Here is a 24,119-nt window from a genome sequence, read left to right on the forward strand (position 1 = left end):
AAATTGTATGTATAAAAATTAGGTACATACAAAATAACGCCCCTATCCAGGCATAGTTTCACTCAACAAGTCCAGCTGCTTCTATTCGGACTTTTTTAGCGATAGTTCATACTGCTTAGGAGTCACACCTTCTAGAGTCTTGAAGGTGTTATAAAATGTTGATTTAGAAGAAAACCCTGCTTCCTGAGCTATCCCTAAAATCGATAACTGCTGAGCCATTGGGGTTTGTACTAATCTTTTGAATTCGGTGACCCGAAAACCATTTATAAAATGGTAAAAATTAGTTTTAGCATGAATATTTATAAGTTTGGAGAGTTCTTTTTCTTTTATTTGAAGAGATTCGGAGAGTGTTCGCAAATTTAATTCAGAATTTGCATACAACTTTTCTTTTTCGATTGTACTCTTAACTTCTTCAAATCGTTTTTGATCTTCAGCACTAGTTTCATTAATTGTAATCGTATGTGCTTTGAATGATCCTGAAGGCAAATCTTGCGAATCATGGATAAAAAGAGATGCTTTAAATATCTCTGATTGAGAAAACCCGTTGTAGGCTATCCAATACACCATTACAAATGAAAGTACTATCGAAATCGAATCAAGATACGGATCCACCGTTTCTTCTTCAAAACCTATAAAACCTTCTACAAAATCGAATACAATAAATGCAAGACTAATATAAATGATAGTTTTTATCCAGGATAGTCTCTTATTTTCTAATTCTGAATAGAAATTATTTAACTCTAATTTAAGTCCTTGTAATTTTTTCAAAATCAATACATATAATACAATCTCAATTGCATATTCCATTAAATCAATAGTCCAGATCATTTCTTCAGAGTTTATAACAAATAGAATAATCAAATAGGTTATAAACAAAGGGATAAACACATACTTCAACATTTTTAGGTAAGGTCTATTTATCGTTTGATAGGTATACATGTATAAAAGTGGGGCAATACATAAAGAAATAAGAAAAAAAACACGGTCAAGAAGAGCATCTTCTTCTATTTCATAATCTAATAAATCAACAAAAATATTTAGTGAAAAGATCCAAAGAAATAGCCCCAAAAAAATATTGGCTTTTTTATTAGCAGATTTCATTGTAAAAAAGAGAAGTCCCAACATTAGAGCCCCAGAAAAGGTAAGAAGCTCTAAAACTGAGAAAAAAGATAACTCTATAACCATAGATCCAAAGTAAGAATTATTTAATAAGATTTTAAAGAATCCTCTTTTGTTTTCTACTATTAAAATTCATTTTTAAACAATAAACCCTTGCGAGTAATTATTCACAAGGGTTCCTATCATAAAAAAATCAATCCTCAATTATGAAATAATCACATTTCACATTTTTTTTGTAATCCTAATAGTTTACTATTTAGAACTATTGATTTCTTTAACAATGTCTTTGGTAGTAAAAACATGACTAGCGATCATCTGAAAGTTTACTACTGCTGCCTCATAAGCATTTAAACCGGGTAAAATAGCTCCTGCCGTTGCATCTTTTACTACAGCTACATCAAAACCTGACTCTACAAGATCTCTCATGTGGGATTCTGTACACAGGTTCGCAGACATCCCTGCCAATATTACTTTACTATACCCATGTTTGCGTAATTGTAAGGCTAAATCATTGGATTCTGGTCCATATACTTTGTGAGGACTTGTTACAATTACATTATCCTTTTTAATGTATTTTTTGTATTTATCCAACCAATCTGCTCCAGAGCCTTCAAAACCTTCTGTAGATAATGCATCTTTTCTATCAAACATATTAATTTTATGCATTAATGCTTCTAGTGCTCCTTCTATTTCCCAGGTATGATCATGAGGATAATAATAATGCGGAGAAACAAAAACAGTAATGTTTTTTTGTTGCGCTACTTTAAATAATGCTTCGATATTATCAACAGTATTATTTGCTGTAACACTTTCTCCTACTACTCCCCAGGTTACACCATTAGGGCTTAAAAAATCGTTTTGAGGATCTGTAATTACGATGGCTGTATTTTGATCTACAGTAAATCCCGGATCAGGTAATTGTGCATATACATTTGTTAAACCTGATATAATTAACGTTATTATTATTACTAAATTTTTCATTGTCTTATTCTTTAGATTAATACTTAATTTGACAATGCAAAGATGGTGTAGAGAAGCAAGTCTTTGTTAGGTAACTATTCCCGAAGTGTTGGCAATTTTTCCTAGCTTACTTTTTCTTTGAATTCTGAAGGAGAAATCCCTTCCTGGTTTTTAAAAAATCTGCTAAATGCCTGGACATCCTCATACCCAATTTCGTAAGCGATTTCTTTTATTTGCATACTTGTGTAGTGTAAAAGTCTTCTTGCCTCCAGCATTTTACGATCTTGTATATATTGCAATGGTGTTTTGGAGCCCATCTTTGAAAAAATATTAGACAATGTCTTTGGGGACTTATATAATAACTCGGCATACTCAGATACGTGATGCTTTGTCTTGAAGTACTGTTCTACCAAAAAATTAAACTCTCTTACAATATCAAAGTCTGCTTTTTCATTGGGATAATTCTCTTTTGACTTATATATTCTGGCACAAAGAATCAAATATCTTTTAAGCATCATTTGCAACATCTCTATTTGCAAACTATCATTAGATTGCATCTCTATAGTAAACATTTTCCATAATGTCTCGAATTTATCTAATTCTTCTTCTGGAATTTGAATGATTGGTAATTGTGACGCCCCAAAGAATAAAATACCTTTACAGCCTACCTCGGTATCGTGATCAAGAATACAATAGAAAGGTCTATTAAATCTTAAAAATCTAATACAGTCAATTTTTTCGATTACCACATTGTGAAACTCTGTTAAGAAAACAATTTCATTCTTAGAGAATGTCTGCTTTTTTCCATCAATTATGAGTTCATTGTGATCAGATTCAAACCATAAAATAGTTAGACTGCTTTCTATAGTTTCATTTATTATTTTACTATTTTGATTATTAATGGTCTCTAACTGAAGATACTCCTTTATGTTTCCTAAAAATATCATATAAAGTAAATTATGGTAATTCTGTTTCTTTTGTACCTTCTTTAATAAACGAATTAGTTAATTCTGATTTATTTTGTGCTTTTCTGGTAAACAAATATATCCAAAATATCCTGGCATATTTATAATTTGTAGTGCTCAATAATACAGCACTCACAGATAAAATAATAAAGAAGTGAACTGGTCTTGTTACAAAAAAACTACTTAACAAATAAATTACAATCCCTTCGGCAACGGTTAGACCATAACTCACATACATTGCTCCATAAAAGTAACCAGGTTCAATCAAAAATTTATGATTACAACATGGACATTTCTCATTCATTTTAGGTAATCGCAATGTAAACAATCCTCTTTTTTTAATAAAAACATCTCCTTCTTCACACTTTGAACATTTTCCCTTTAGGATATTTATCACGGTTTTCATAAAAACTATTCTTTTTACTGCAAAATATGGACATTTTGATATTTTTATATTTCATTATTTACACTTTTATTTGTATAATTAAGACATTTATTACACTCTATGAATCTTCCTATTTTAGATATTACGCAATTTCACGATACCGGAAGTGTTGAAAATTTTTATGCAAATGACTTTGCAACTCATCTATTAAATAATCGAGATATCATATCTCATCCGCACAAGCATAATTTTTATCTTTCTGTTTTGTTTATTGAAGGAACTGGAGTTCACGAAATTGATTTTGAATCGTATCCAATTAAACCCGGTAGTGTTTTTCTTTTGAGGCCTGGTCAGACTCATTTTTGGAAATTTAATACAAAAGGAAAAGGGTATATTATTTTTCATTCTAAGGAATTTTACGAAACCAGAGGGCAGAATAAAAACCTTTCTATTTTTCCGTTTTTTTTCTCAAATCAAAACTCTCCCTGTATCTATCTGGATAAAAAGACACAGACATTGATTGAACCTCTTTTCATTTCTATTTTAAATGAATCTCGATCTAATGCATTATTAAAAAAACAAAAACTAGTTAACCTTATTGATCTCATTTATATAGAATTATCACGTCTTGTTCTAAAGGACAATTTTGAGGACCTGGTAAATTCTAAAAATCTTACGATGAAACTACATAAGTTTGAGCAATTGATAGAAGAAAAATATAAGAGAGAAAAATCTGCTATTGCCTATGCAGAATCCATGAATATAAGTGTGAAACACCTAAATCGAATATGCAAAGAGACCATCGGAAAAACGACAACAGATCTTATTTTAGAAAGAGTTATTCTGGAAGCTAAAAGACAAATTCTATACTCAGAAAATAATCTAACAGAGATCGCCTGGGATTTAGGATATGATGACTATTCTCATTTTTCAAAATTATTTAAACAAAAAAGCGGTATATCTCCTTCTCAATTTCAAAAAATGTATCTAAAAAAAACTTAAGTTTTTATTCTTGCATCACATTTCGATTTTTTGCTCAAATATTTCCGGTCGTATGATTTATTTATGAATAAGTTACTATTTTTGCATTGCAAATCCCTACTATGAAATACACTAAATTACTGCTAATCTGCATTTTATTAACCTCTACATTCTCTATTTACGCTCAGGATTCTAATGACATGCAAGATTCTCAAAATGTTGGAGATACACTAGACACTAAGTCCGAAATGACCACCTGGCAAATGATCAAGCATGATGGTATGTCTGTATATGGTGGTGTAAAACATGTTTATACAGGTCCATTAAGATGGAAAGGAAAAGACTGGCTAACCTTTGGTGGAGTTATCGCCGGGAATGCTATTCTTTTGGCAGTAGACGAGCCTGCCAACGATGTTTTCAGAAAACAAGGAGATGGGGTTCCTGATGTTATAAAAGAAGCTGGTTTTAGGTTTGGAAAACCTCTATTAAACTATGGTTTAACGACTAGTGTTTATACTTTAGGGCTTATTACAAAAAATAAAAAAATCAGACGAACTGGTGTTCTTCTTATTGCCTCTGCAACTGCAGGAGGACTTCTTCAAACATTAGGTAAAACTGCTGTGGGTCGTGCACGACCATTAGAAGGTGAAGGGAGCTTAAGTTTCCGTTTTTGGTCTAATGAAGCTGGATATCACTCCTTCCCTTCTGGGCATGCAATTTTGGCATTTACTACAGCACATGCATTTGCTAAACAATTTGATAACTTATTTGTGAAGGGTGGAATTTATGCTCTAGGCTTGGTCACTCCTATTTCGCGATTGTGGGATGGTGCACATTGGTTGACCGATGTAACACTTGGATTAGTAATGAGTGTATTTATTGTTGACAGTGTTGATAATTATTTGAAGAAGGATAAGCGTTATGCTGTTGGCTCTAAAAAACATAAAATTCGATGGAATTTACGAGTAGGTGTAGGCCAAATAGGCCTTGTTGGTAGGTTTTAACTTATTTTACACAAATTCTTTTTCATAATATGTAACAGCCTCTTGTAATAGTAAGTCCAGATATGTGTTTTCGGTTTCAAGTCGGGTTTTATCTCAATTTAGATATTTAATAAGACCTTTCTGATTCTTTAATCAAATCGATTTCCGTTTATTTTAGATATCTAAGTCCACTATGAATAAGTTAAGTAAATTTATTACTGATACCAAAGGCAAAATCATTTTCTCTACCGGGCACTAGAGGCAACATCTAATACAGTTCTTACTCCTGTAACTTCTCCTCCGATCACAACAAGATCATACATTCGTTTTTTGCATTTTGCGACTGCATAGCACCATCTAAAACCGAAAATCTAATCGAATCTTCTTCTTTTGCGATACCCTTATCTTTGTTTACTATAATGGTTTAGATGTTTTCCTCTGCTCATATTTTAATGAGTAGAGTCTCTTAAAATTAAAGATGTTTTAACGATTTCGGTATTGGTTTTGTGGTTTTCAACAAAATCATCCAGTTGGTTTACTAAAATCTGAGCAGCTTTTACTCCTAAGTCCTCGGCATGTTGAGAAACGGTTGTAAGTTTTGGGTACGAATACTTAGACAACAAACCATCGGTAAATCCAATAACGGAAATATCCTCAGGAATTTTGTATCCTAACTTATGTGACATATTTATAGTGATAGCAGCAGCCGTCTCATCTAGTCCAAGAACCGCATCAATATCATTGTTCTTAAGAAATTTCTCTATTTCTTGCTCATTGTTATTAGAGTCTTTTACCACCAATTCTATTAAGGATAGCTGATCATTAACACCTATAGCTTCTCTTGCTCCTTCTAAACGCAAATTGGCTACACTTAGACCGCCAATTGTTGTAATTACCGCTATCTTTTTACAACCTGTATCAATGAGATATTTTGCAGCTGTTTTTGAAGCTTGTTTATCGTCAACAATCACTTTATCACATTCGATCTCTTCTGTTACTCTATCAAACATTACTATCGGCACATTATCTCTTTTTAGTTCTTTGAAATGTTCGAATTCATTGAGAACTTGTGTTTCATGACTTAGCGACACTATAAAACCATCAACACTACTATAGTTTAGCATTTCTACATATTCTACTTCTTTTTTATACGATTCATTTGTAATGCAAGTCACAATTTTATATCCATTTTCTGAAGCTTCCTGTTCAATTCCGTAAAGGACTTTTGCAAAAAAATGATTGAGGATTTCGGGTAATATTACTCCTATAGTTTTGGTTTTATTACTTTTTAAACTTACTGCCAGTGCATTTGGTTTATAATTATAAAAATCTGCAAGTTCATGCACTCTGGTAATTGTTTTTTGACTAATCTCTGAGTCGTTTTTTAACGATTTTGAAACTGTAGAAATAGAAAGGTTTAATTCTCTGGCAAGTTGTTTTAGGGTTACTTTTTTCCTCATAGCTTCAATTTTGGCTTCATAGTATTAGAAGAAGAACTGTCGAACTTCAACGCCTAAATTAAGCTTTTTTCTTAACGTAATATTAATATAGTGATGAGTTTGTAGTGTAATTCCTATATTTTTGCCAAAAAAATAGCTCATTTATTAATTTGGGTTTTTTATCTTACATATCTTTAAGAATTTACATACTTTTTAAAGAAATAAACAATTTCTAATGTAAGTATAACATACCATCAACGACATAATATTGCATGTCTGTAACTCAAAAAAACAATCCCATATGTCAAAAACATATTATGACCCTGCCGACTTAAGAAAATTTGGAAAAATCACTGAATGGAGTGAAGAATTAGGTACTAAATTCTTTGATTACTACGGTAAGGTTTTTGAAGAAGGAGCGCTAAGTGCCCGAGAAAAATCATTAATTGCACTTGCTGTTTCTCATGTTGTGAAATGCCCTTATTGTATCGATGCTTATACCAAGGACGGACTACAACGAGGGATTACAAAAGAAGAAATGATGGAAGCAGTACATGCAGGTGCTGCTATAGAAAGTGGTGCCACCTTGGTTCATGGGGTACAGATGATGAATAAATATGATAAGCTTTCTATGTAGGTTAATATGACCTTATAGAAGCAAAGCTTTATAAGCTTAAATACTAGCTTATATTGAGGTAAGTGAAATCAAAAAAGGTTACCCAAATTAGATAGTCCCAAAAGAAATATAACCCAAGAACGGAAGATGTCAGAAGCTAGAACAAAACAATCTTTACATAAGCGAAATGATCAGTTAGCAAATGCTAACAGGCAATTAGAAATCTTGAATAATGGTATTTTTGCTAGTGGTGAACTCCCTAGATTTGCTGATAAAATAGCAGAAATTGGTCATTCTACTTTGCGCCCTAATAAGCTAGAAATTTTACAAATTAATGTAGGATATATGTGCAATCAGGTTTGTGAGCATTGTCATGTAGATGCAGGCCCCGATCGTAAAGAAATTATGACTAGGGAAACCATGCAGCAATGTCTGGATGTCATTAAAAAAACCGGAGCGCATACCTTGGACTTAACAGGAGGAGCCCCAGAAATGAATCCTAACTTTAGATGGTTTGTAGAAGAAGCAAGTAAAGCAGGAATCAAAGATTTTATTGTACGTAGTAATCTTACGATTATTAGAGCAAATAAAAAATATTATGATCTTCCTGATTTTTTCAAAAAACATAATGTACATGTAGTCTCTTCTATGCCCCACTGGACCAGAGGAAAAACAGATAAACAACGTGGTAGTGGTGTTTTTGACAAATCTATAAAAGCACTTCAGGAGCTTAATGACAGAGGGTATGGTATGCCAGATAGTGGCTTAAGGCTAGATTTGGTATACAATCCTTCGGGAGCATTCTTACCGGGAGATCAGGTATCAATGGAGAAAGATTTTAAAAAGGCTTTGTTAGAAGATTTCAATATCCAATTCCATAATCTTTTTGCAATTACCAATTTACCTATTAGTAGGTTTTTGGATTACCTAATTGCTTCAGAAAATTATGAAGATTATATGTACGCTTTGGTAGAAGCATATAATCCGGCTGCTGTAGCAAATGTAATGTGTACTAATACGATCTCTGTAAGTTGGGATGGATGGTTATATGATTGTGATTTTAATCAGATGCTAGATCTTAAAGTAGCCAGTAAAGTAAAACATATAAGTGAGTATAACGAAGAATTACTTCAGGACAGAAATATTATCATTTCGCAACATTGTTATGGATGTACAGCCGGAGCAGGAAGTAGTTGCCAGGGAACAGTGGCCTAATATTTCTTGAAACCCAAAATGAGGATTTTTATACTTTCAATATCATTCTTTTTTTCTATTATAGCTAGTGCTCAGAATTCGTTAGATGAATTACTACGTCTATACAATAACGAAAGTATTCCTTATATTTCGGTTTCAACATTAAAAACTATTCAGGATACAGTATTAGTACTGGATGCAAGAGAGAGAAAAGAATATCAGATCAGTCATTTAAAAGAGGCAATTCATGTTGGGTATAATAATTTCAAAATAGATTCTATTACAACACAACCGATTCCAAAAAACTCACATATAGTCGTCTATTGCAGTATTGGCATTCGATCAGAAGATATCTCAGAACAGCTTAAAAAAGCTGGATATACTAATGTTTATAATCTGTATGGAGGTATTTTTGAATGGAAAAATAGAGGCTTGCCTATTCTAAACGCTAAAGAAGAATTAACAAATGAAGTCCATACCTATTCTGAAGAATGGAGTAAATGGCTATTTAAAGGAAAAAAAATCTATTCAAATTGAAAGAAAAAAACCTACTTCTAATCTTTACCCGAAATCCAGAATTGGGTAAATGTAAGACCCGGCTGGCAGCGACTATTGGGGATCAGGCAGCTTTGGATATCTATAAATTTCTGCTACAACATACAGTTGATATTACTAAAAATCTAGACGTTCATAAAGAAGTTCATTATTCTGTAAAAATAAGAGATAATGACTCTTGGAGTCCTAATATTTATACCAAAAAACAGCAGATTGGAGATGATTTGGGACAGCGAATGGAGTATGCTTTTGAAGCAGGTTTTGCTAATGGATATCAAAATATTATCATTATCGGAAGTGATCTGTATGATGTAACCCAAAAAGATATTGAAAATGCATTTCTGGCTTTGGCATCTCATGAGTATGTAATTGGCCCCGCAGAAGATGGAGGATACTATTTATTTGGAATGAAATCCTTAAATTCACAAGTTTTTAAAAACAAAACCTGGGGAACACAAACTGTTCTTAAGGATACATTAAAAAATATTCAAAACGAAAACCTAAAATTATTAGAAGAACGCAATGATATTGATTATTATGAAGATATTAAAGACATTGCCGTTTTTCAAAAATTTCTAAGCTAACAAACAATATGATCAAATACATCGAAGAAACCACAGAATTCCTTCAGAAAAAAGGCTTTGAAAATCCTGAAATAGGAATCATACTAGGAACAGGATTAGGACAATTAATTAATGAAATAGAGGTCATTAAAGAAGTAAGTTATAATCATATTCCTAATTTCCCGACAGCTACTGTAGAATTTCATAAAGGAAAATTAATTTATGGAAAACTGGAAGGTAAAAATGTAATCGTTATGCAAGGGCGTTTTCATCTTTATGAAGGATATTCGCTTCAGGATGTGACCTATCCGGTACGTATCATGCATAAACTGGGAATCAAAACCTTATTAGTTTCTAATGCTTCTGGAGCTGTTAATCTCGATTTTAAAAAAGGAGAATTAATGCTTATCGATGATCATATTAACTTACAAGGAGGTTCGCCTTTGGCTTTTAAAGGTGTAGAACAATTAGGAAGTCGTTTTACAGATATGAGTGCTCCTTATAATGCAGATATAAATGCAAAACTCGAATCTATTGCCAGAGAAAATAACATCAATCTTCATAAAGGAGTATATGCCTCTGTAGTGGGACCTCAACTCGAGACTCGTGCAGAGTATCGTTATCTTAAAATCATCGGTGCAGATGCAGTAGGAATGAGTACGGTTCCCGAAGTGATTGTTGCTAATCATCTGGATCTGTCTGTAGCCGCTGTTTCTGTTCTTACCGACGAATGCGATCCCGATAATTTAAAACCGATAAATATCGATGAAATTATTGCAATGGCAGGAAAAGCAGAGCCAGAAATGATACTATTATTTAAAGAATTAATAAAGTCATTGTAAGTAGTAGTGAAAGTTTTTTTCTCACTTTCCGACAAAACTGATTATAACCCAAAATAACTTATATTTCCTTCTTAATAGGAAACGACAAAAATTAATATATGAGCTACTTAAATACCACTCACGATGTGTATAAAGAAGCAGCATTAACTCCAGATATAGGTTTATGCTGTACTACCAACCCTATCTGGGAACTACCTGGACTTAAGATTCCTAAAATTATGCAGGAAATGAATTATGGCTGTGGTAGTACGGTAAATGCACGTGACTTAACTAATTCTCCCAAAGTCCTATATGTTGGCGTTGGGGGCGGAATGGAATTATTACAATTCTCATATTTTTCTCGTCAGAAAAGTGGTGTTATAGGAATAGATGTTGTGAATGAAATGTTGGACGCTTCTCGTAAGAATTTTGAAGAAGCTGAAGCTCAAAATGACTGGTTTAAAAGTGAATTCGTTGATCTAAGGTATGGAGATGCTCTTAATCTTCCTGTAGAAGATAACAGTATTGATGTTGCTGCACAAAATTGTTTGTTTAATATTTTTAAAGCCGATGATCTTCGAAAAGCAATCGAAGAAATGTATCGTGTATTAAAACCACATGGAAGATTGGTTATGAGTGATCCAACTTGTGAACAACCAATGAATGATACACTACGTAACGACGAGCGATTAAGAGCTTTATGCTTAAGCGGAAGTTTACCTATTGCAGAATATGTAAAAGCACTAACCGATGTAGGTTTTGGTACTATCGAAATCAGAGCTCGTAAGCCTTACAGAATTTTGGATCCAAAACATTATGATACCGATGAATTGATCTACATTGAGTCTATAGAAGTAGCAGCAATCAAAGATCCAATGCCAAAAGATGGTCCTTGTGTATTTACAGGAAAAGCAGCTATATACTATGGAGACGAAGATTATTTTGATGATAAAAAAGGACACGTATTACTAAAAAATCAACCCATAGCAATATGTGATAAAACTGCTAGTGCCATAGCTGATTTAAACAGAGATGATATATTTATTAGCGAGTCTACCTACCATTATGATGGAGGTGGGTGCTGTTAAAAGCGAGGGCTAATTAACTATAACCTGAGAAGTCGAAGACAAATATTTGTCTTCGGCTTCTTTTTTTGTTTTCTTTTATGGAGACTGTAAGGTAACCCAAAACAATACGTCGGATTATGGACAATTAATTCTTAACTACATACATCCCGATGATATTGATTCTTCTTTTTATTGCTGCTTGTTTTTTGGCGTATAGTAATGGTGCAAATGATAATTTTAAAGGCGTTGCTACACTCTTCGGAAGTGGAACTACGAATTACAAAAAAGCAATAAATTGGGCCACAATAACAACATTCTCAGGTTCTGTGGCTGCTATCTTTTTAGCAGAAGAATTGGTAAAAAACTTTTCTGGAAAAGGATTGGTACCTAATGAATTAATCCAGATGCCAATTTTTGCAATCTCTATTGCTCTTGGAGCTGCTTTTACCGTATTTATTGCTACAAAAATAGGAATGCCTATATCAACAACTCATAGCCTTGTAGGTGCTCTTTTTGGCGCCGGAGTAATGGCCATTGGTACCGAGTTTAATTTTGCAAAACTCGGGAAAACGTTTTTAGTTCCTCTTATAGTAAGTCCATTAATGGCAGCCGTATTAAGTTTATTATTGTATATCATTTTTAGACATGTCAGGAAAAAATTAAATATTACAAAAAACAGTGGTATCTATATTGATAAAAAACAAGAAGCAGAAGCGATACCAGTGTCTGCACATCATATGAACACAGTTGCTACAGAGACCAAGATCACAACTTCTATTCACCACACTAAAGTAGAGACCTATAATGGAAAACTATTAGGTATTAATTCACAGAAAATATTAGACAGTTTACATTACCTAAGTGCCGGGATTGTTAGTTTTGCACGAGGACTTAACGATACTCCTAAAATTGTAGGCTTACTGTTAATCATTAATGCTTTGGATATTAAGTGGGGGATGATTGCTGTTGCTATAACAATGGCATTAGGAGGGCTCATAAATGCCAAAAAAGTTGGTGTCATTATGAGTAAAAAAATCACTCCTATGAATTCTGGCCAAGGGTTTACCGCTAACATGATCACTGGTCTATTAGTAACCACAGCAAGTATTCATGGCTTACCCGTTTCTACAACACATGTATCTGTCGGTTCTATATTTGGAATTGGTACCGTAACCAAAAAAGCAAATCCTAAGATGATTTCTAAAATATTATTATCCTGGGTGCTCACACTTCCGATAGCGGCTATTGCTAGCGGATTATTATTTAAGTTACTTCAAAGTATACTATAGTCAAATTTCAAAACTTACGAAGTTTAATTAAATCCATAAGAGCTTTAAAATCAATAAATTGTTATCTTTAGAAAGCAAATCATTTTAAAGATAAAACATCATGGATAGAAGACAATGGTTAAAATCTACTTCGTTGGGAGGCAGTTTTGCATTATTTGGAGGTATCGGGATCACTAATGCATTAACATTAGACCAAATCAATACATTCAATCCCAGATCACTATCAAAACATATACGATTAAGTTCTAATGAGAATCCTTATGGCCCTTCAGAAAAGGTAAGAAAAGCTATCATAGCTGCTTTTGATCATAGCTGTAGATATCCATATGCATATGCCGATGAATTAGCTGCAATTTTAGCTCAAAAAGAAGGAGTAACCAAAGATCATATTATCATCTGTGGTGGTTCTACAGAAGGTTTAAAAATCACGGGACTTACTTTTGCCGCAAATGGAGGAGAAATTATTGCGGGGAAGCCTACTTTTCTAGCGATGATGACGTATGCTAAGCAATGGGGAGCAGCCGTAAACTGGGTACCGGTGGGTGATGATAAAGGGTACGATATGGCCGAGATCGAAAAACGAATTTCTTCAAAAACAAAACTAGTTTTTCTCTGCAACCCCAACAATCCAACTTCTACTATTCTTCCTTCAAAAAAGCTAATAGATTTTTGTGATGCTATTAGTAATAAGACTATTTTATTTAGTGATGAAGCTTATTATGACTATATCGAAGATCCTAATTATCCTTCGATGGTCGAACTCGTAAAACAAGAAAAAAATGTCATCGTATCCAGAACATTTTCAAAAGTATATGGTATGGCAGGGCTTCGTATTGGTTATCTTATTGCAAAACCAGCTTTAGCAGAAAAACTTAGAAGAAATATGGTGGCTTATAGTAATGTTCCTGCTATTGCCGCAGCTAAAGAAGCATTGAATGACAAGGAATTTTATAACTTTAGTCTACAAAAAACCCGGGAAGCAAAAGAAATGATTTATAAAACTCTGGATACTTTTAGATTACCTTATGTAAAATCGCATACCAACTTCATCTTCTTTAAATCTGGAAAAGATATACGCACATTACATAAACAAATGTTAGAAAAAGGAGTCTTAATTGGTAGACCGTTTCCTCCTTTCTTTGATTGGTGTAGAATAAGTACAGGAACTATCGAAGAGGTTACTCTTTTCACCCAGGCGTTAGCCAGTCTTTATGAGTAATTTATATAATATTATTATAGATTAGATGTTACATTTAAAGCCATCATTTTTTAAAGAAACAAATCACATAACACACTATAAACAGTCTATTAACCCATTAAACATTAGTCTTTTACCCCTTGATCACTGTTTGTATAATACTTTATTTTAAGTTCGAATATTAACAACAAAAAAAACGAGTATGAACTTAGGAGAAGTAAAAATTGCAGTTGGTATCAACGTAGATATTATTAAGGGAATTGTTACTCATTTATATGCTACAGAAGTTATTCCTTCATCATTTGAATTTGGAGATATTCAAATTCAAATCAACGAACCAACAATAGAGGTTAGAGAGCCTGCCACTAACAATGCCAGGCTAGGTTTACATATTACCGGTGAGTTTAAGAATGGAGATTCTGATGCTTCTCCATTTGATATTTGGATGAAACTTAGACCTTTTGTAAGAAGTGTTTCTGGTTCATCTCCCGTTGCTGCATTATCTGTTGAAGAGGTAGAAGAAGCTACCCCAGAAGATATCGGTGGACTTGTAGGTACATTTGCTACTGGTTTAATCGATGATATCTTACAAAATATGGATATTCCCATTTATAATTCGCTAATCGGAGGAATAGAAGGGTCTGTTTTTGAAGAAGATGAAATTCCTAACCGATCCACCTGGAATACTGATTTCTATCTAGGAGCTATCTCACAAATAGAACATGTACAGGTTGGATTCCCACCGGGACAGCCACAAAATCCACACGTAAGCGATAGTACGATGTTGGACACTACTCCTGCATTAATCGCCACATTAGCATTACCCGGGGAATCTGCTCAAATGCCTGAAAATCATTCTATAGTTCCAGAAAATACCGGAATTCAGATTGTTATATCCAGAGATGCTATGGATACCGTATTGGCCAAAAAAGCAGAAGAAAAAGTAGGAGAAAGTATCGAAGGAGCCACCATAAATGCGATGCAAATGAGTATGCATGATTTAGGAATTGAGATAAGTGGTGAAGCCGAAAAATCGGGAGCAACCATAGAATGGGATGGTGTTTTACTTCTATTTTTTAGAAAATTTTACAATGTAAAAGGCTCTATTCGCTGGCATGATGGATTTGTAAATGTATTTACTAGTGGAATTGATGTTGATGTAGACATCCCTTGGTATATTAAACTGTTGAGAGCATTTTTATTTGTTTTAGGGCCTATTGGCTGGATACTTGACGCCACTTTGATTGCTCCAAAAATAAGTGAAGCAGACGAAGCGCCAGATCTTGTACGAGGAGCTTTTAGAGAAGAGGTTGGCGAAGCACTTCGGGACATGATTGGTAATGTCGGAGGGCTTTCTGGAGAAGATGAAGTTCCCTTTATGGATTTTGGACAAGATTCCTGGGTTCTTAATGGGCATTACACACATAGTATTCTTGCTTTTTCAGGACTTAATCGCGATGAAATAGATAATGTAGAACACGATGTATTCGAAATAGAAGGAGCCCACGGTTCTTCGGTAGGAATGATTAACCTGGCTAGCGGATATCGACTTCATCCCGAAGAATTGGGTAGGTTATTAAAGAAAGGTATTATGGAGATCCCTAATGTACATGGCGTAGAGGCCGATTTTGGGTTCTATGTTAGAACAAATCCTAATGATGATACTTCAGATAACTTAGTCGATCCTTTAGAGATTCATACAGATTGATAATCTATAGTTCTATATTTCGTAGAGTTAAGGTAAAAAGTGTCGATTTGAGTGCTTCTTCTCCTAAAATCGAAGCACTTGAATTGACGAATTTCAGAATTAAAAAACACCAAAAAGTACATCACGTTTAGTTTTTCAAAGAATCTTCATCGTACTCAGAGTTTTATCCGACAGGAAATGTATCTTAGTTAAATTAAAAAGTGATTGTCGAATGAAGAACCTATTTTTTATCGTACTAATTTGTGTATTTGTTGCCTGCGGCGGAAGTAAAAAAGCTATTCAGAATACTACTCCCGATGAGCATACTACAACTAAAAAAAAGGAAAATCCTCCTACAGTTACTGTTCCAGTAGAAGAAAAAGCACCAGATACAACGATTGAAAAAGTAGAACCCGAAGAAGAAGTTGAAGAAGTTTTACCGCAACAAAAAGAAACAATGACACCAAAAGAAGATCCAAAAACTGGTATCATTGAAGCATTTAATCATCAATCGTGGAATGATTTACTCCAGAAACATGTTTCTGCTACTGGCACTGTACGTTATATCGGTTTTAAACAAGATTACCTTGTATTAAAATCATATCTAGAAGCATTACGTAAAAATATCCCAGCAGAAAACTGGAGCAAATCTGATGTCTTAGCATATTGGATAAATGTATATAATGCATTTACTGTAAAATTAATCCTAGACAATTATCCTATAAAAAGCATCAAAGACATTAAGGAACCCTGGGATTTGCGTTTTTTTAAGCTAGGAAACAAATGGTATACTCTTAATGATGTAGAGCATAGAATTTTACGAAAAATGGGAGATCCCAGAATTCATTTTGGTATCAATTGTGCCTCTATTTCTTGCCCTCCATTATTAAACAAAGCATTCACAGCTCAAAATGTGGATCATGAGTTAGAAAAATTAACTATTGACTTTATCAATGATACTAAACGAAATACAATAACTCCTAGCAGTGTTCAACTCTCTAAAATATTTACCTGGTTTGCAAAAGATTTTAAAACCGAGGGTTCTTTAATTCATTTTTTAAATAAATACTCTAGAATTACTATTAATTCTAATGCAAAAAAGAGCTTCAAAAAATACAATTGGAACTTAAATGAATAGTAAAAACACCACAATATTTTACTCATTTCTTGTCTGACTTTTATTCCAATCCAAAATTTCAGAGAAAATAAATAGTTGATTCTGGCTTTTTAAAAAGTTAAAGTTTACCTAAAAACCTTAATCTAATACTGGCAGAGTTACTCTAATTATTCAAAAAACCATTATCGCTATTAAATACTGATAATCAAATACTTAAGACCTGCTATTTAATCACAAGCTACCTCTTCTCCTTATACGTTGCACTTCTAATCATTCACCCAAAAATCAGCTGAAACTAAATTTTAACTGTAAGTTCATTTCTTGATTCTCTACTAAAACCATAGATTTTAAAAGAAGAGTTACTAAAAATTAAATAATAACCATCTAAAACCTAAAAAAATGAAAGCTCCCAAAATTATATTAGTGTTATTTGCCATATTATCTTTAAATCAGATTCAATCACAAAACAGTTTTGATCACATCCTTTGGGATCAAGCATTACTCCTAAATGTATCTGATGACGGACTAGTGGATTATAATGGATTTATGAGAGATAGCTCTCAATTATACAGATATTTTAAACAACTTTCTGATAACCCGCCTCAAGAAAGTTGGACAAGAGAAGAGAAATTAGCGTATTGGATTAATGCTTACAATGCTTATACTATAAAACTTGTTATAGATAGCTACCCATTAAAAAGTATCAAAGACCTTGAAGATCCCTGGGGTAAAAAATTCTTCAAAATTGATGGAGTATGGTATAGTTTGGGTGAGTTAGAACACAAGATTTTAAGAAAATTTGGGGATCCAAGAATTCACTTTGCTATTAATTGTGCATCGATTTCTTGCCCCGTGGTATGGAACAGAGCTTATACTGCAGACAACCTTAATACTGCTTTGGATAGCCAAACTGAAAAATTTATTAACGACCCTACCCGAAATACAATTACAAAAGACAAAGTCATAGTTTCGAAAATATTTAGCTGGTATAAAAGAGATTTTAAAGTAAATGGTGGTGATGTTAAGGATTTTATTAACAGATACGCTGCGATAAAAATTGAAAAACAATCAAAAAAAGGGTATAAAGAATACAACTGGGGATTAAATGAACAGTCAAAAGATTATCCTTCGGCAGTTGTACTGGATTAGAAAACAAAAAAGGGAATAAAGAATATGGTTGGAGTTTAAATCCGCATTATACATTAGAAAATCTATTACGTATTGAAACCACTTCAAAATATACCGTTGCACTACATTTTTCAATTTAACCGTAGCGATGCTATGCTAAAACTAAGAAAATGTCATATTTTCTAGTAGTTTCAAGCCTCATAACGAAGTTCTAATGCATAATGCAGGTTAAATGAGTAAATTTACAGTATAATCGAATTCTTAGTAAAATTGAAAATATCTATTATTATTCCCATTTTAAACGAGGCAAAAACAATTAATCGTTTGATTTCTCACTTAATTAGATCTTGTGATACTAAAGAAAATATAAAAGAAATTATTATTGTAGATGGTGGTAGTGTTGATGATTCTCGAGATATTGTGAATACCATAATAAAGAACGAATCAATTTTGATTAAGCTTCTTACATCAAAAAAAGGTCGTGCTAAACAATTAAATACGGGAGGTAATGCTGCAAAAGGTAATATTCTGTACTTTCTTCATGCAGATTCTTTTCCTCCGCAAGGTTTTGATACTGATATCATAGCAGAAGTTAAAAAAGGAAATAATGCAGGTTGTTTTAGGATGAAATTTGATTCTAATCATTGGTGGTTGCGTTTTCTTGGGTGGTTAACACAATTTAAAAGTAAGCGATGTCGAGGTGGTGATCAGAGTCAATTTATAACCTCAACTCTATTTCGGCAAATCGGCGGTTATGATGAATCTTTTATCGTTTATGAAGATAATGACCTTGTCGACCGACTGTTTGCCATCAAACAGTTTGTAATCATCCCCAAATACGTGATTACTTCTGCCAGACGTTATGAAGAGATTGGTGTCTGGCGTTTGCAATATCACTTTTTAAATATTCATATGCGAAGATGGATGGGAGCCTCATCAGAAGATCTATATCGTTACTATAAAGAAAAAGTTGTTAATCTATAACTCTTAGTTCTTCAATAGTATTGGTAATCTTATTTTTAAATACTACTATTTCTGTACTTTGATCTTCTGTATTAGCTACATCGACGTTATATTTCTTTATTTTCCCATCAGACATTTGTAATATAAAACAAAACCCTCCCTGATCTGCACAATCCGGACACCCATACGTTTTGCCAGTACCATTTTTTAACTCATTAGGAATACTCGATAATAATGAATTGTATTTTTCAAATACTTCTTTTGAATACACAAATGAGCTTTTAAATGTAAAGTCATTGGAATAGTACTTTACTGTAGTATCTTTTGTTATTTTTTCTGCATCTATCTTAAATACAGTAAAACAATCTTCAAGGCATTCTCCAGCATATTTACCAAAAACTAAGGATTCAATAGTATTTTCTATGGTAGTATCATCATCGTTATTGCAGGACAAAAACAAAAAAGTAAAGGAAATTAAAATAAGGTAAAACGATTTCATCTGTATATATTTTTATACTTAGTAGATAACAGATATAAAAAATGGTTGCGTATACCCAAATACCAAAACAACAATCGAACTGCACTACATACAACAAAAAAAACGACTTTTATATAGATTAATATAAAAGTCGTTTTGCGTCGTTTATTGATTTAAACACTCTATTTAATGTTATTTTTCTTTAAAAAATTAAGAATATAACCTGCTATTTCATCTCCTTTTTCTTCTAGTGCAAAATGTCCTGTATCTAATAAATGAAATTCTATATTTTTTAAATCTCTTTTATAGGGATATGCACCTTCTGCCGGAAAAATATGATCATTTTTACCCCAAACAATTAATGTGGGTGGTTGGTAATCTCGTAAGTATTTTTGCCATTTGGGGTACAATGGAATATTGGTACGGTAATCATAAAACATAGCTAGTTGAATCTCATTATTCTCTTTTCGTGTTAAATGCTGCAAATCAATTTCCCAATTGTCAGGACTAATCTTATTAATTTCCCGAACACCATGAGTGTATTGCCATTTCAGCCCTTCTATCTTATGAAAACCTTCTAAAGCTTTACCATTTTTAATCGATGGGTCATTCCAGTATGTTTTAAGAGGATCCCAAAACTCTCTTATACCTTCATTGTATGCATTACCGTTTTGGATAATTAATGACTCTATACGATTAGGATATTTAGAAGCAATTCTAAACCCTACAGGAGCTCCATAATCCATAAGGTATATACTAAACTTCTTTACTTCCTGTGTGGCCAAAAAGCTTTCAATAATGGTAGCCATATTATCAAAAGTATAGTCAAATTCTGATAGTAATGGTTGTTCAGACCTTCCGTATCCTGGATAATCTGGTGCCAAAATATGATAATCATCTGCAAGATCTACAATTAGATTTCTAAACATATGGGATGATGTGGGATATCCATGCAACAATACAATGGTAGGTTTATTTTTTGATCCTGCTTCTCTGTAAAATATATCTACTCCATCTACTTCAACAGTTTTATATAGTGTTGATGTACGTATTGATTTTGTATCCGTATTTCCAGTTTCTAAGCTCTTAGTAAACGAATACATGGTTAACGTAATCATTGCAAGTACTGCAATTCCTAATGTGATTTTTATTATTCTCATGATTTCAAAAGTGTAATGTTAGTAATTTATTTTAATTACCGAACGTTCGGTAATTTTTCTATATAAAAAAATAGTAATCCTACTATATTTTTTTTCTGTTTTACCTTAACGAGTTTTACGTTATTGATAACCCACCGAGATCTATTTTGTTTCTTACCATGATAATTTCTAAATATACTTTCTCTCTCCTTCGGTTATGGCAATATCATTAATACTTGCATATCTTTTTTTCATTAAACCATTTGCATCAAACTCCCACATTTCATTTCCGTATGCTCTATACCAATCTCCCGTTTTATTCTCATACTCATATTCGAATCTTACCGCAATGCGATTATCTGCATGTGCCCAATACTCTTTCTTTAATGTATAGGTAAGTTCTTTTTCCCATTTTTGAGAAAGAAACGTAACGATTTCATCTCTTCCTTTCAGAAATTGATCCCTGTTTCTCCACTCACTATCTATAGTATAGGCCATGCTAACTTTTTCTGGGTCTTTTGTATTCCAGGCATCTTCTGCCATTTGTACTTTTTGTTTTGCCGTTTCTTCTGAAAACGGAGGTAACGGAAATTTTTGTTCCATAATAATTCGGGTTTTGGTGTTTGTATTGTTCTATGATTTAACTTCTAATACGAGTACAAATATAAGGATACATAGTTTTTTACCAAACGTTCGGTAATTAATTAACTTCTTTTTAACGAATAGGTGTGTATGGGTACAAAAAGGCGATTTTAAATCAAAAATTCACTTCTTTTAAACACTAATAAACTAAAACTTCAGCCTATAAAAACATCAAAAAAATTCTTGCAAGAATAGACATAAGCCTGAATGTCTTTAACTGTTCAGGAAAATTATATTTTTAAAACCTTAATTATGTTAAAAAACATTTTGAATTTAAGCGGTGCTCAAAGATTAAGCAAAGATGAGCAGCAATCTGTTCATGGAGGTCGAGCAGGAAATTGCCCAACATACCCTCCTGAAATATGCACCTTTTGTGGTGGTGGTTCATTATTTAATGGTTGTTGTATGGGATCTCCATTAGTGCATCAATGCTTAAATGATTTTTAGTAACTACTTATTATCCCACTAAGTAATAGGGTTTGGTTTGCTTAAAGTCAAGCCCTTTTCTATATTGGATAAAACCAGGTTATTAAAAATATTGCCCTATCCCAAATACAAATCCTTTGGTAGCATCGTCTGTAACTCCATGCCCATAATCAATTCTAAAAATGGCATTAAAAATTCGTTTATGCATAAGACGTAAACCCACACCAGGATATATTCTAAAATTTTGAGAATCTCCAAAATCTCCAAAATCTCCTCCGGGATTACGCCAACTTCCTCCATCTACAAAAACATTACTTTGCAACACAAACCAATCTTTCTCATATAATGTGTGTCTATACTCGGTATTAAGGACAATCACTCCCGTTCCTCGATCAATAGTGTTACCAACTCCTCTAATATTAAGATTATTATCTACTGCAAACGGCGCAAATGGGGAATCATCATTGCTTGCTAATCCTAATCGTAATCTGGAAGACCAATTTCCTTTTTTACCTATTCTTTTATGGTATAAAAAATCATTCCACCCGATAAGAAAATCGGGTAAAACGTTTTCGGTACTCACTACGTATTGTGCATTTAATGTGCTTTTAAATCCCGATACATATTGGTAATCATAATCTAGGTTATCATATTCGTATATTAGTTTATATAATAGCTTATTAACATCAAAATCTTGTGGTATTCCTGCTTCAGTAGCACCGCGTTTGTACGTATAATCTTCATTAAAATAATTCACACCCAATTCAATACGATTCTGAAGATTAAACTGATATAACCCTAATACTTCATACGAGGTATTGTTATACTTATAATCTGCAGTACCATTTTCTAGAAACACGGGTTCTTCGGTAGTAAGATTACTATAATTAAAGGCGATCCCTAATTTCTTACTAAATAAAAATGGGGCTCTTAGATTTGCTCCATAAGAGCTATAAATATCATTTTGATACAATCCTCCCAGAACTATATTTTGGCCAAATAAATTAAACTCATATAATCCTACTCTAAAAGCGAACTCATCATTATTGGTTGTATAGAGATTGGCAGAAGGAATGATCGTAAAATTCTCTTCTATTCCGTAAACTACCTCATAGCCTTCTTCTTTTTCATACACCTCATAATAGGCATGTGCAATAGAAGGTAATCTTTTTAATCTTCTAATATCTGCCTCGATCTGTAAAGAATCTAGGGCTTTGCCTTGCTCAATATTGGTGAGTTTTGTGATAGCCGAAGTTTTGGTCTTTTTATTTCCTTGTATATGAATTTCGGAAACCACTCTATTTTGCCCAAAGGCAACACAAGTAGTAAAAAATATGAAAAAAGCTATTCGAGAAAAATTCATTTTTTTGTTGAGTAAAACTCTTTTATTAGTTGTTCTGAAGGTTTATTTTGTATCGTAAATCGATTATTACGTTCTCCTCCAACTTTACTGTGATTATGGTACCATTTCCAAAGAAATCCTCCTGCAAACCAAGGTTCGTTCCAGAATTCCTGATACAAAGCAGTCAATGCATTATTTTGCCCTTCGAGATCAACTTTACCATCAAAACGGCTAGAATCCCAGGGTTCTTTTCCTGTAAAATGAACACTTCGATAACCGTATTCTGTAAATAAAACAGGTTTCTTCATTTTGGTTTGTATTGTGATAATATCATTTTTATGTTTTTGCCATCCCTTCTTAAGCTCTTCTACCGTTGGTGTTTTACTATGAGAAATCGGAAAATAGGCATCTACACCTATATAATCCAATTGATCCCAAAAGGGTGCTTTATCAAACTGATCCCAATTTTCTGCATAGGTTAATTCTCCTTTATAAACCGATCGTATTTTAGGGATCAATTGATTCCAAAACCCAGGTCTTTTCTGAACAAACGTATGCAACTCTGTACCAATACAAAGTATAGGAACCTTCATTTCTTCTGCCAATACTGCGTAGAGTAGTATAAAATCTTCATATGATTTTTCGAGTGTTTTCCAGTCTTTTTCAGATTTCATACTAATGTTACCAGTAAACTCTCCTCTCCACACCCAAATTTGAGGTTTTAGCATCACCTTAATTTCTCTATCTTGCAATAACTCAATCGTTTTTTTGGCTCCATCTCTTCGCTCTCCCCACCATTGCCTCTCGATATTAAAAACTACAGTGGGAGACTCTAAGTTTTTTATAAATCCAAAAGGCATAACTGCAGCCCAATTGGCATTGACTTCTACAACAGGATCAACCTCTGCAGCAGTAATCTCCTCTGGGGAACCTACAAAACTAACTCCATTAATCTTAGGTCCTTGCCCAGAACACGTACAAAAAATAAAGGCTAACAACAGTAGAAAAATAGTTTTCATGCTCTCTTTTTTTACTGCTGAAAATACAATTTTTATACTAGTA

General features: G+C 33.1%; 25 protein-coding genes. 15 read left to right on the forward strand and 10 right to left on the reverse strand.

Annotated features, from left to right (window positions below; all coding sequences use genetic code 11):
* Nucleotides 1–81: 81 nt before the first annotated feature.
* The 4 genes from NNH57_RS13675 to NNH57_RS13690 all read right to left on the reverse strand — a co-directional run bounded on the left by NNH57_RS13675 (nucleotide 82) and on the right by NNH57_RS13690 (nucleotide 3,450).
* Nucleotides 82–1,185, reverse strand: a complete 1,104-nt coding sequence (locus NNH57_RS13675; RefSeq protein WP_074407241.1) for a helix-turn-helix domain-containing protein — start codon at nucleotides 1,183–1,185, stop codon at nucleotides 82–84.
* A gap of 186 nt (nucleotides 1,186–1,371) precedes the next feature.
* Nucleotides 1,372–2,100, reverse strand: a complete 729-nt coding sequence (locus NNH57_RS13680) for an isochorismatase family protein (RefSeq protein ID WP_074407240.1) — start codon at nucleotides 2,098–2,100, stop codon at nucleotides 1,372–1,374.
* Nucleotides 2,101–2,201: 101 nt separating this feature from the next.
* Entirely contained in the window at nucleotides 2,202–3,026 is an 825-nt protein-coding gene (locus NNH57_RS13685; RefSeq protein ID WP_108808989.1) for a helix-turn-helix domain-containing protein, read from the reverse strand.
* A gap of 10 nt (nucleotides 3,027–3,036) precedes the next feature.
* Entirely contained in the window at nucleotides 3,037–3,450 is a 414-nt protein-coding gene (locus NNH57_RS13690) for a DUF983 domain-containing protein (RefSeq protein ID WP_108808988.1), read from the reverse strand.
* 99 nt (nucleotides 3,451–3,549) lie between these two features.
* On the opposite strand from NNH57_RS13690, the gene NNH57_RS13695 reads away from it, so the two are divergent.
* The gene (locus NNH57_RS13695) at nucleotides 3,550–4,431 is read left to right on the forward strand and encodes an AraC family transcriptional regulator (RefSeq protein WP_074407237.1); all 882 of its coding nucleotides are present in this window, start codon (nucleotides 3,550–3,552) and stop codon (nucleotides 4,429–4,431) included.
* 101 nt (nucleotides 4,432–4,532) lie between these two features.
* On the forward strand, nucleotides 4,533–5,414 hold the full coding sequence (locus NNH57_RS13700; protein WP_108808987.1) for a phosphatase PAP2 family protein: 882 nt from the start codon (nucleotides 4,533–4,535) through the stop codon (nucleotides 5,412–5,414).
* 428 nt (nucleotides 5,415–5,842) lie between these two features.
* On the opposite strand, the gene NNH57_RS13705 is transcribed toward NNH57_RS13700, so the two are convergent.
* Entirely contained in the window at nucleotides 5,843–6,853 is a 1,011-nt protein-coding gene (locus tag NNH57_RS13705; protein ID WP_074407235.1) for a LacI family DNA-binding transcriptional regulator, read from the reverse strand.
* Between the two features lie 280 nt (nucleotides 6,854–7,133).
* Between NNH57_RS13705 and NNH57_RS13710 the strand changes: the two genes are divergently transcribed.
* The 12 genes from NNH57_RS13710 (at nucleotide 7,134) to NNH57_RS13765 (ending at nucleotide 19,051) form a co-directional block, all read left to right on the forward strand.
* On the forward strand, nucleotides 7,134–7,469 hold the full coding sequence (locus tag NNH57_RS13710) for an arsenosugar biosynthesis-associated peroxidase-like protein (protein ID WP_024771685.1): 336 nt from the start codon (nucleotides 7,134–7,136) through the stop codon (nucleotides 7,467–7,469).
* Between the two features lie 126 nt (nucleotides 7,470–7,595).
* The gene (gene arsS / locus NNH57_RS13715) at nucleotides 7,596–8,663 is read left to right on the forward strand and encodes an arsenosugar biosynthesis radical SAM (seleno)protein ArsS (RefSeq protein ID WP_074407234.1); all 1,068 of its coding nucleotides are present in this window, start codon (nucleotides 7,596–7,598) and stop codon (nucleotides 8,661–8,663) included.
* An 18-nt stretch (nucleotides 8,664–8,681) separates the two neighbouring features.
* The gene (locus NNH57_RS13720) at nucleotides 8,682–9,179 is read left to right on the forward strand and encodes a rhodanese-like domain-containing protein (protein WP_074407233.1); all 498 of its coding nucleotides are present in this window, start codon (nucleotides 8,682–8,684) and stop codon (nucleotides 9,177–9,179) included.
* Nucleotides 9,176–9,781, forward strand: a complete 606-nt coding sequence (locus NNH57_RS13725) for a TIGR04282 family arsenosugar biosynthesis glycosyltransferase (RefSeq protein ID WP_074407232.1) — start codon at nucleotides 9,176–9,178, stop codon at nucleotides 9,779–9,781. Before NNH57_RS13720 ends, NNH57_RS13725 begins: the two co-directional genes overlap by 4 nt.
* Nucleotides 9,782–9,789: 8 nt before the next feature.
* Nucleotides 9,790–10,602, forward strand: coding sequence for a purine-nucleoside phosphorylase (locus NNH57_RS13730; protein ID WP_108808986.1), 813 nt, complete (start codon nucleotides 9,790–9,792; stop codon nucleotides 10,600–10,602).
* A 98-nt stretch (nucleotides 10,603–10,700) separates the two neighbouring features.
* Nucleotides 10,701–11,669, forward strand: a complete 969-nt coding sequence (gene arsM / locus NNH57_RS13735; protein WP_025663389.1) for an arsenosugar biosynthesis arsenite methyltransferase ArsM — start codon at nucleotides 10,701–10,703, stop codon at nucleotides 11,667–11,669.
* 149 nt (nucleotides 11,670–11,818) lie between these two features.
* Complete coding sequence (locus NNH57_RS13740) at nucleotides 11,819–12,937, forward strand: inorganic phosphate transporter (protein ID WP_108808985.1); 1,119 nt, start codon at nucleotides 11,819–11,821, stop codon at nucleotides 12,935–12,937.
* Nucleotides 12,938–13,037: 100 nt separating this feature from the next.
* A complete protein-coding gene (locus NNH57_RS13745; RefSeq protein ID WP_108808984.1) occupies nucleotides 13,038–14,156 on the forward strand; it encodes a pyridoxal phosphate-dependent aminotransferase in 1,119 nt (372 codons plus the stop codon).
* Nucleotides 14,157–14,337: 181 nt separating this feature from the next.
* Nucleotides 14,338–15,843 carry a hypothetical protein gene (locus NNH57_RS13750; protein WP_074407228.1) on the forward strand — a complete coding sequence of 502 codons (1,506 nt, stop codon included), beginning with the start codon at nucleotides 14,338–14,340 and terminating at the stop codon, nucleotides 15,841–15,843.
* 211 nt (nucleotides 15,844–16,054) lie between these two features.
* On the forward strand, nucleotides 16,055–16,960 hold the full coding sequence (locus NNH57_RS13755; protein WP_234423438.1) for a DUF547 domain-containing protein: 906 nt from the start codon (nucleotides 16,055–16,057) through the stop codon (nucleotides 16,958–16,960).
* 378 nt (nucleotides 16,961–17,338) lie between these two features.
* Complete coding sequence (locus NNH57_RS13760; protein ID WP_074407226.1) at nucleotides 17,339–18,088, forward strand: DUF547 domain-containing protein; 750 nt, start codon at nucleotides 17,339–17,341, stop codon at nucleotides 18,086–18,088.
* Between the two features lie 249 nt (nucleotides 18,089–18,337).
* The gene (locus NNH57_RS13765) at nucleotides 18,338–19,051 is read left to right on the forward strand and encodes a TIGR04283 family arsenosugar biosynthesis glycosyltransferase (protein WP_234423437.1); all 714 of its coding nucleotides are present in this window, start codon (nucleotides 18,338–18,340) and stop codon (nucleotides 19,049–19,051) included.
* On the opposite strand, the gene NNH57_RS13770 is transcribed toward NNH57_RS13765, so the two are convergent.
* The 3 genes from NNH57_RS13770 to NNH57_RS13780 form a co-directional block, all read right to left on the reverse strand.
* A complete protein-coding gene (locus NNH57_RS13770) occupies nucleotides 19,041–19,529 on the reverse strand; it encodes a hypothetical protein (protein WP_108808983.1) in 489 nt (162 codons plus the stop codon). The two genes, NNH57_RS13765 and NNH57_RS13770, sit on opposite strands and share 11 nt — an antisense overlap.
* A 161-nt stretch (nucleotides 19,530–19,690) precedes the next feature.
* The gene (locus NNH57_RS13775; protein WP_108808982.1) at nucleotides 19,691–20,668 is read right to left on the reverse strand and encodes an alpha/beta fold hydrolase; all 978 of its coding nucleotides are present in this window, start codon (nucleotides 20,666–20,668) and stop codon (nucleotides 19,691–19,693) included.
* A gap of 168 nt (nucleotides 20,669–20,836) precedes the next feature.
* Nucleotides 20,837–21,250, reverse strand: coding sequence for a nuclear transport factor 2 family protein (locus NNH57_RS13780; RefSeq protein WP_175392683.1), 414 nt, complete (start codon nucleotides 21,248–21,250; stop codon nucleotides 20,837–20,839).
* Between the two features lie 291 nt (nucleotides 21,251–21,541).
* On the opposite strand from NNH57_RS13780, the gene NNH57_RS13785 reads away from it, so the two are divergent.
* The gene (locus NNH57_RS13785) at nucleotides 21,542–21,736 is read left to right on the forward strand and encodes a hypothetical protein (RefSeq protein WP_132065861.1); all 195 of its coding nucleotides are present in this window, start codon (nucleotides 21,542–21,544) and stop codon (nucleotides 21,734–21,736) included.
* Nucleotides 21,737–21,818: 82 nt separating this feature from the next.
* On the opposite strand, the gene NNH57_RS13790 is transcribed toward NNH57_RS13785, so the two are convergent.
* Together NNH57_RS13790 and NNH57_RS13795 are read right to left on the reverse strand one after the other, a co-directional pair.
* Nucleotides 21,819–23,078 (reverse strand): POTRA domain-containing protein, encoded by a 1,260-nt coding sequence (locus NNH57_RS13790; protein WP_108808981.1) that lies wholly within the window; start codon nucleotides 23,076–23,078, stop codon nucleotides 21,819–21,821.
* Nucleotides 23,075–24,076 (reverse strand): glycoside hydrolase family 113, encoded by a 1,002-nt coding sequence (locus NNH57_RS13795; protein ID WP_108808980.1) that lies wholly within the window; start codon nucleotides 24,074–24,076, stop codon nucleotides 23,075–23,077. Before NNH57_RS13795 ends, NNH57_RS13790 begins: the two co-directional genes overlap by 4 nt.
* Nucleotides 24,077–24,119 lie beyond the last annotated feature (43 nt).

It is taken from the genome of Aquimarina spinulae (assembly GCF_943373825.1).
In the GTDB taxonomy this organism is placed as follows: domain Bacteria; phylum Bacteroidota; class Bacteroidia; order Flavobacteriales; family Flavobacteriaceae; genus Aquimarina; species Aquimarina spinulae.

Excerpts from the sequence above, each read along its gene's own strand:
- arsS (WP_074407234.1), top strand. The coding sequence starts at position 7,596 with ATGTCAGAAGCTAGAACAAAACAATCTTTACATAAGCGAAATGATCAG.
- NNH57_RS13675 (WP_074407241.1), bottom strand. The coding sequence starts at position 1,185 with ATGGTTATAGAGTTATCTTTTTTCTCAGTTTTAGAGCTTCTTACCTTT.
- NNH57_RS13755 (WP_234423438.1), top strand. The coding sequence starts at position 16,055 with ATGAAGAACCTATTTTTTATCGTACTAATTTGTGTATTTGTTGCCTGC.
- NNH57_RS13745 (WP_108808984.1), top strand. The coding sequence starts at position 13,038 with ATGGATAGAAGACAATGGTTAAAATCTACTTCGTTGGGAGGCAGTTTT.
- NNH57_RS13750 (WP_074407228.1), top strand. The coding sequence starts at position 14,338 with ATGAACTTAGGAGAAGTAAAAATTGCAGTTGGTATCAACGTAGATATT.
- arsM (WP_025663389.1), top strand. The coding sequence starts at position 10,701 with ATGAGCTACTTAAATACCACTCACGATGTGTATAAAGAAGCAGCATTA.
- NNH57_RS13695 (WP_074407237.1), top strand. The coding sequence starts at position 3,550 with ATGAATCTTCCTATTTTAGATATTACGCAATTTCACGATACCGGAAGT.
- NNH57_RS13775 (WP_108808982.1), bottom strand. The coding sequence starts at position 20,668 with ATGAGAATAATAAAAATCACATTAGGAATTGCAGTACTTGCAATGATT.
- NNH57_RS13790 (WP_108808981.1), bottom strand. The coding sequence starts at position 23,078 with ATGAATTTTTCTCGAATAGCTTTTTTCATATTTTTTACTACTTGTGTT.
- NNH57_RS13770 (WP_108808983.1), bottom strand. The coding sequence starts at position 19,529 with ATGAAATCGTTTTACCTTATTTTAATTTCCTTTACTTTTTTGTTTTTG.
- NNH57_RS13680 (WP_074407240.1), bottom strand. The coding sequence starts at position 2,100 with ATGAAAAATTTAGTAATAATAATAACGTTAATTATATCAGGTTTAACA.
- NNH57_RS13690 (WP_108808988.1), bottom strand. The coding sequence starts at position 3,450 with ATGAAAACCGTGATAAATATCCTAAAGGGAAAATGTTCAAAGTGTGAA.
- NNH57_RS13780 (WP_175392683.1), bottom strand. The coding sequence starts at position 21,250 with ATGGAACAAAAATTTCCGTTACCTCCGTTTTCAGAAGAAACGGCAAAA.
- NNH57_RS13730 (WP_108808986.1), top strand. The coding sequence starts at position 9,790 with ATGATCAAATACATCGAAGAAACCACAGAATTCCTTCAGAAAAAAGGC.
- NNH57_RS13710 (WP_024771685.1), top strand. The coding sequence starts at position 7,134 with ATGTCAAAAACATATTATGACCCTGCCGACTTAAGAAAATTTGGAAAA.
- NNH57_RS13785 (WP_132065861.1), top strand. The coding sequence starts at position 21,542 with ATGTTAAAAAACATTTTGAATTTAAGCGGTGCTCAAAGATTAAGCAAA.
- NNH57_RS13760 (WP_074407226.1), top strand. The coding sequence starts at position 17,339 with ATGAAAGCTCCCAAAATTATATTAGTGTTATTTGCCATATTATCTTTA.
- NNH57_RS13740 (WP_108808985.1), top strand. The coding sequence starts at position 11,819 with ATGATATTGATTCTTCTTTTTATTGCTGCTTGTTTTTTGGCGTATAGT.
- NNH57_RS13685 (WP_108808989.1), bottom strand. The coding sequence starts at position 3,026 with ATGATATTTTTAGGAAACATAAAGGAGTATCTTCAGTTAGAGACCATT.
- NNH57_RS13705 (WP_074407235.1), bottom strand. The coding sequence starts at position 6,853 with ATGAGGAAAAAAGTAACCCTAAAACAACTTGCCAGAGAATTAAACCTT.
- NNH57_RS13700 (WP_108808987.1), top strand. The coding sequence starts at position 4,533 with ATGAAATACACTAAATTACTGCTAATCTGCATTTTATTAACCTCTACA.
- NNH57_RS13720 (WP_074407233.1), top strand. The coding sequence starts at position 8,682 with ATGAGGATTTTTATACTTTCAATATCATTCTTTTTTTCTATTATAGCT.
- NNH57_RS13795 (WP_108808980.1), bottom strand. The coding sequence starts at position 24,076 with ATGAAAACTATTTTTCTACTGTTGTTAGCCTTTATTTTTTGTACGTGT.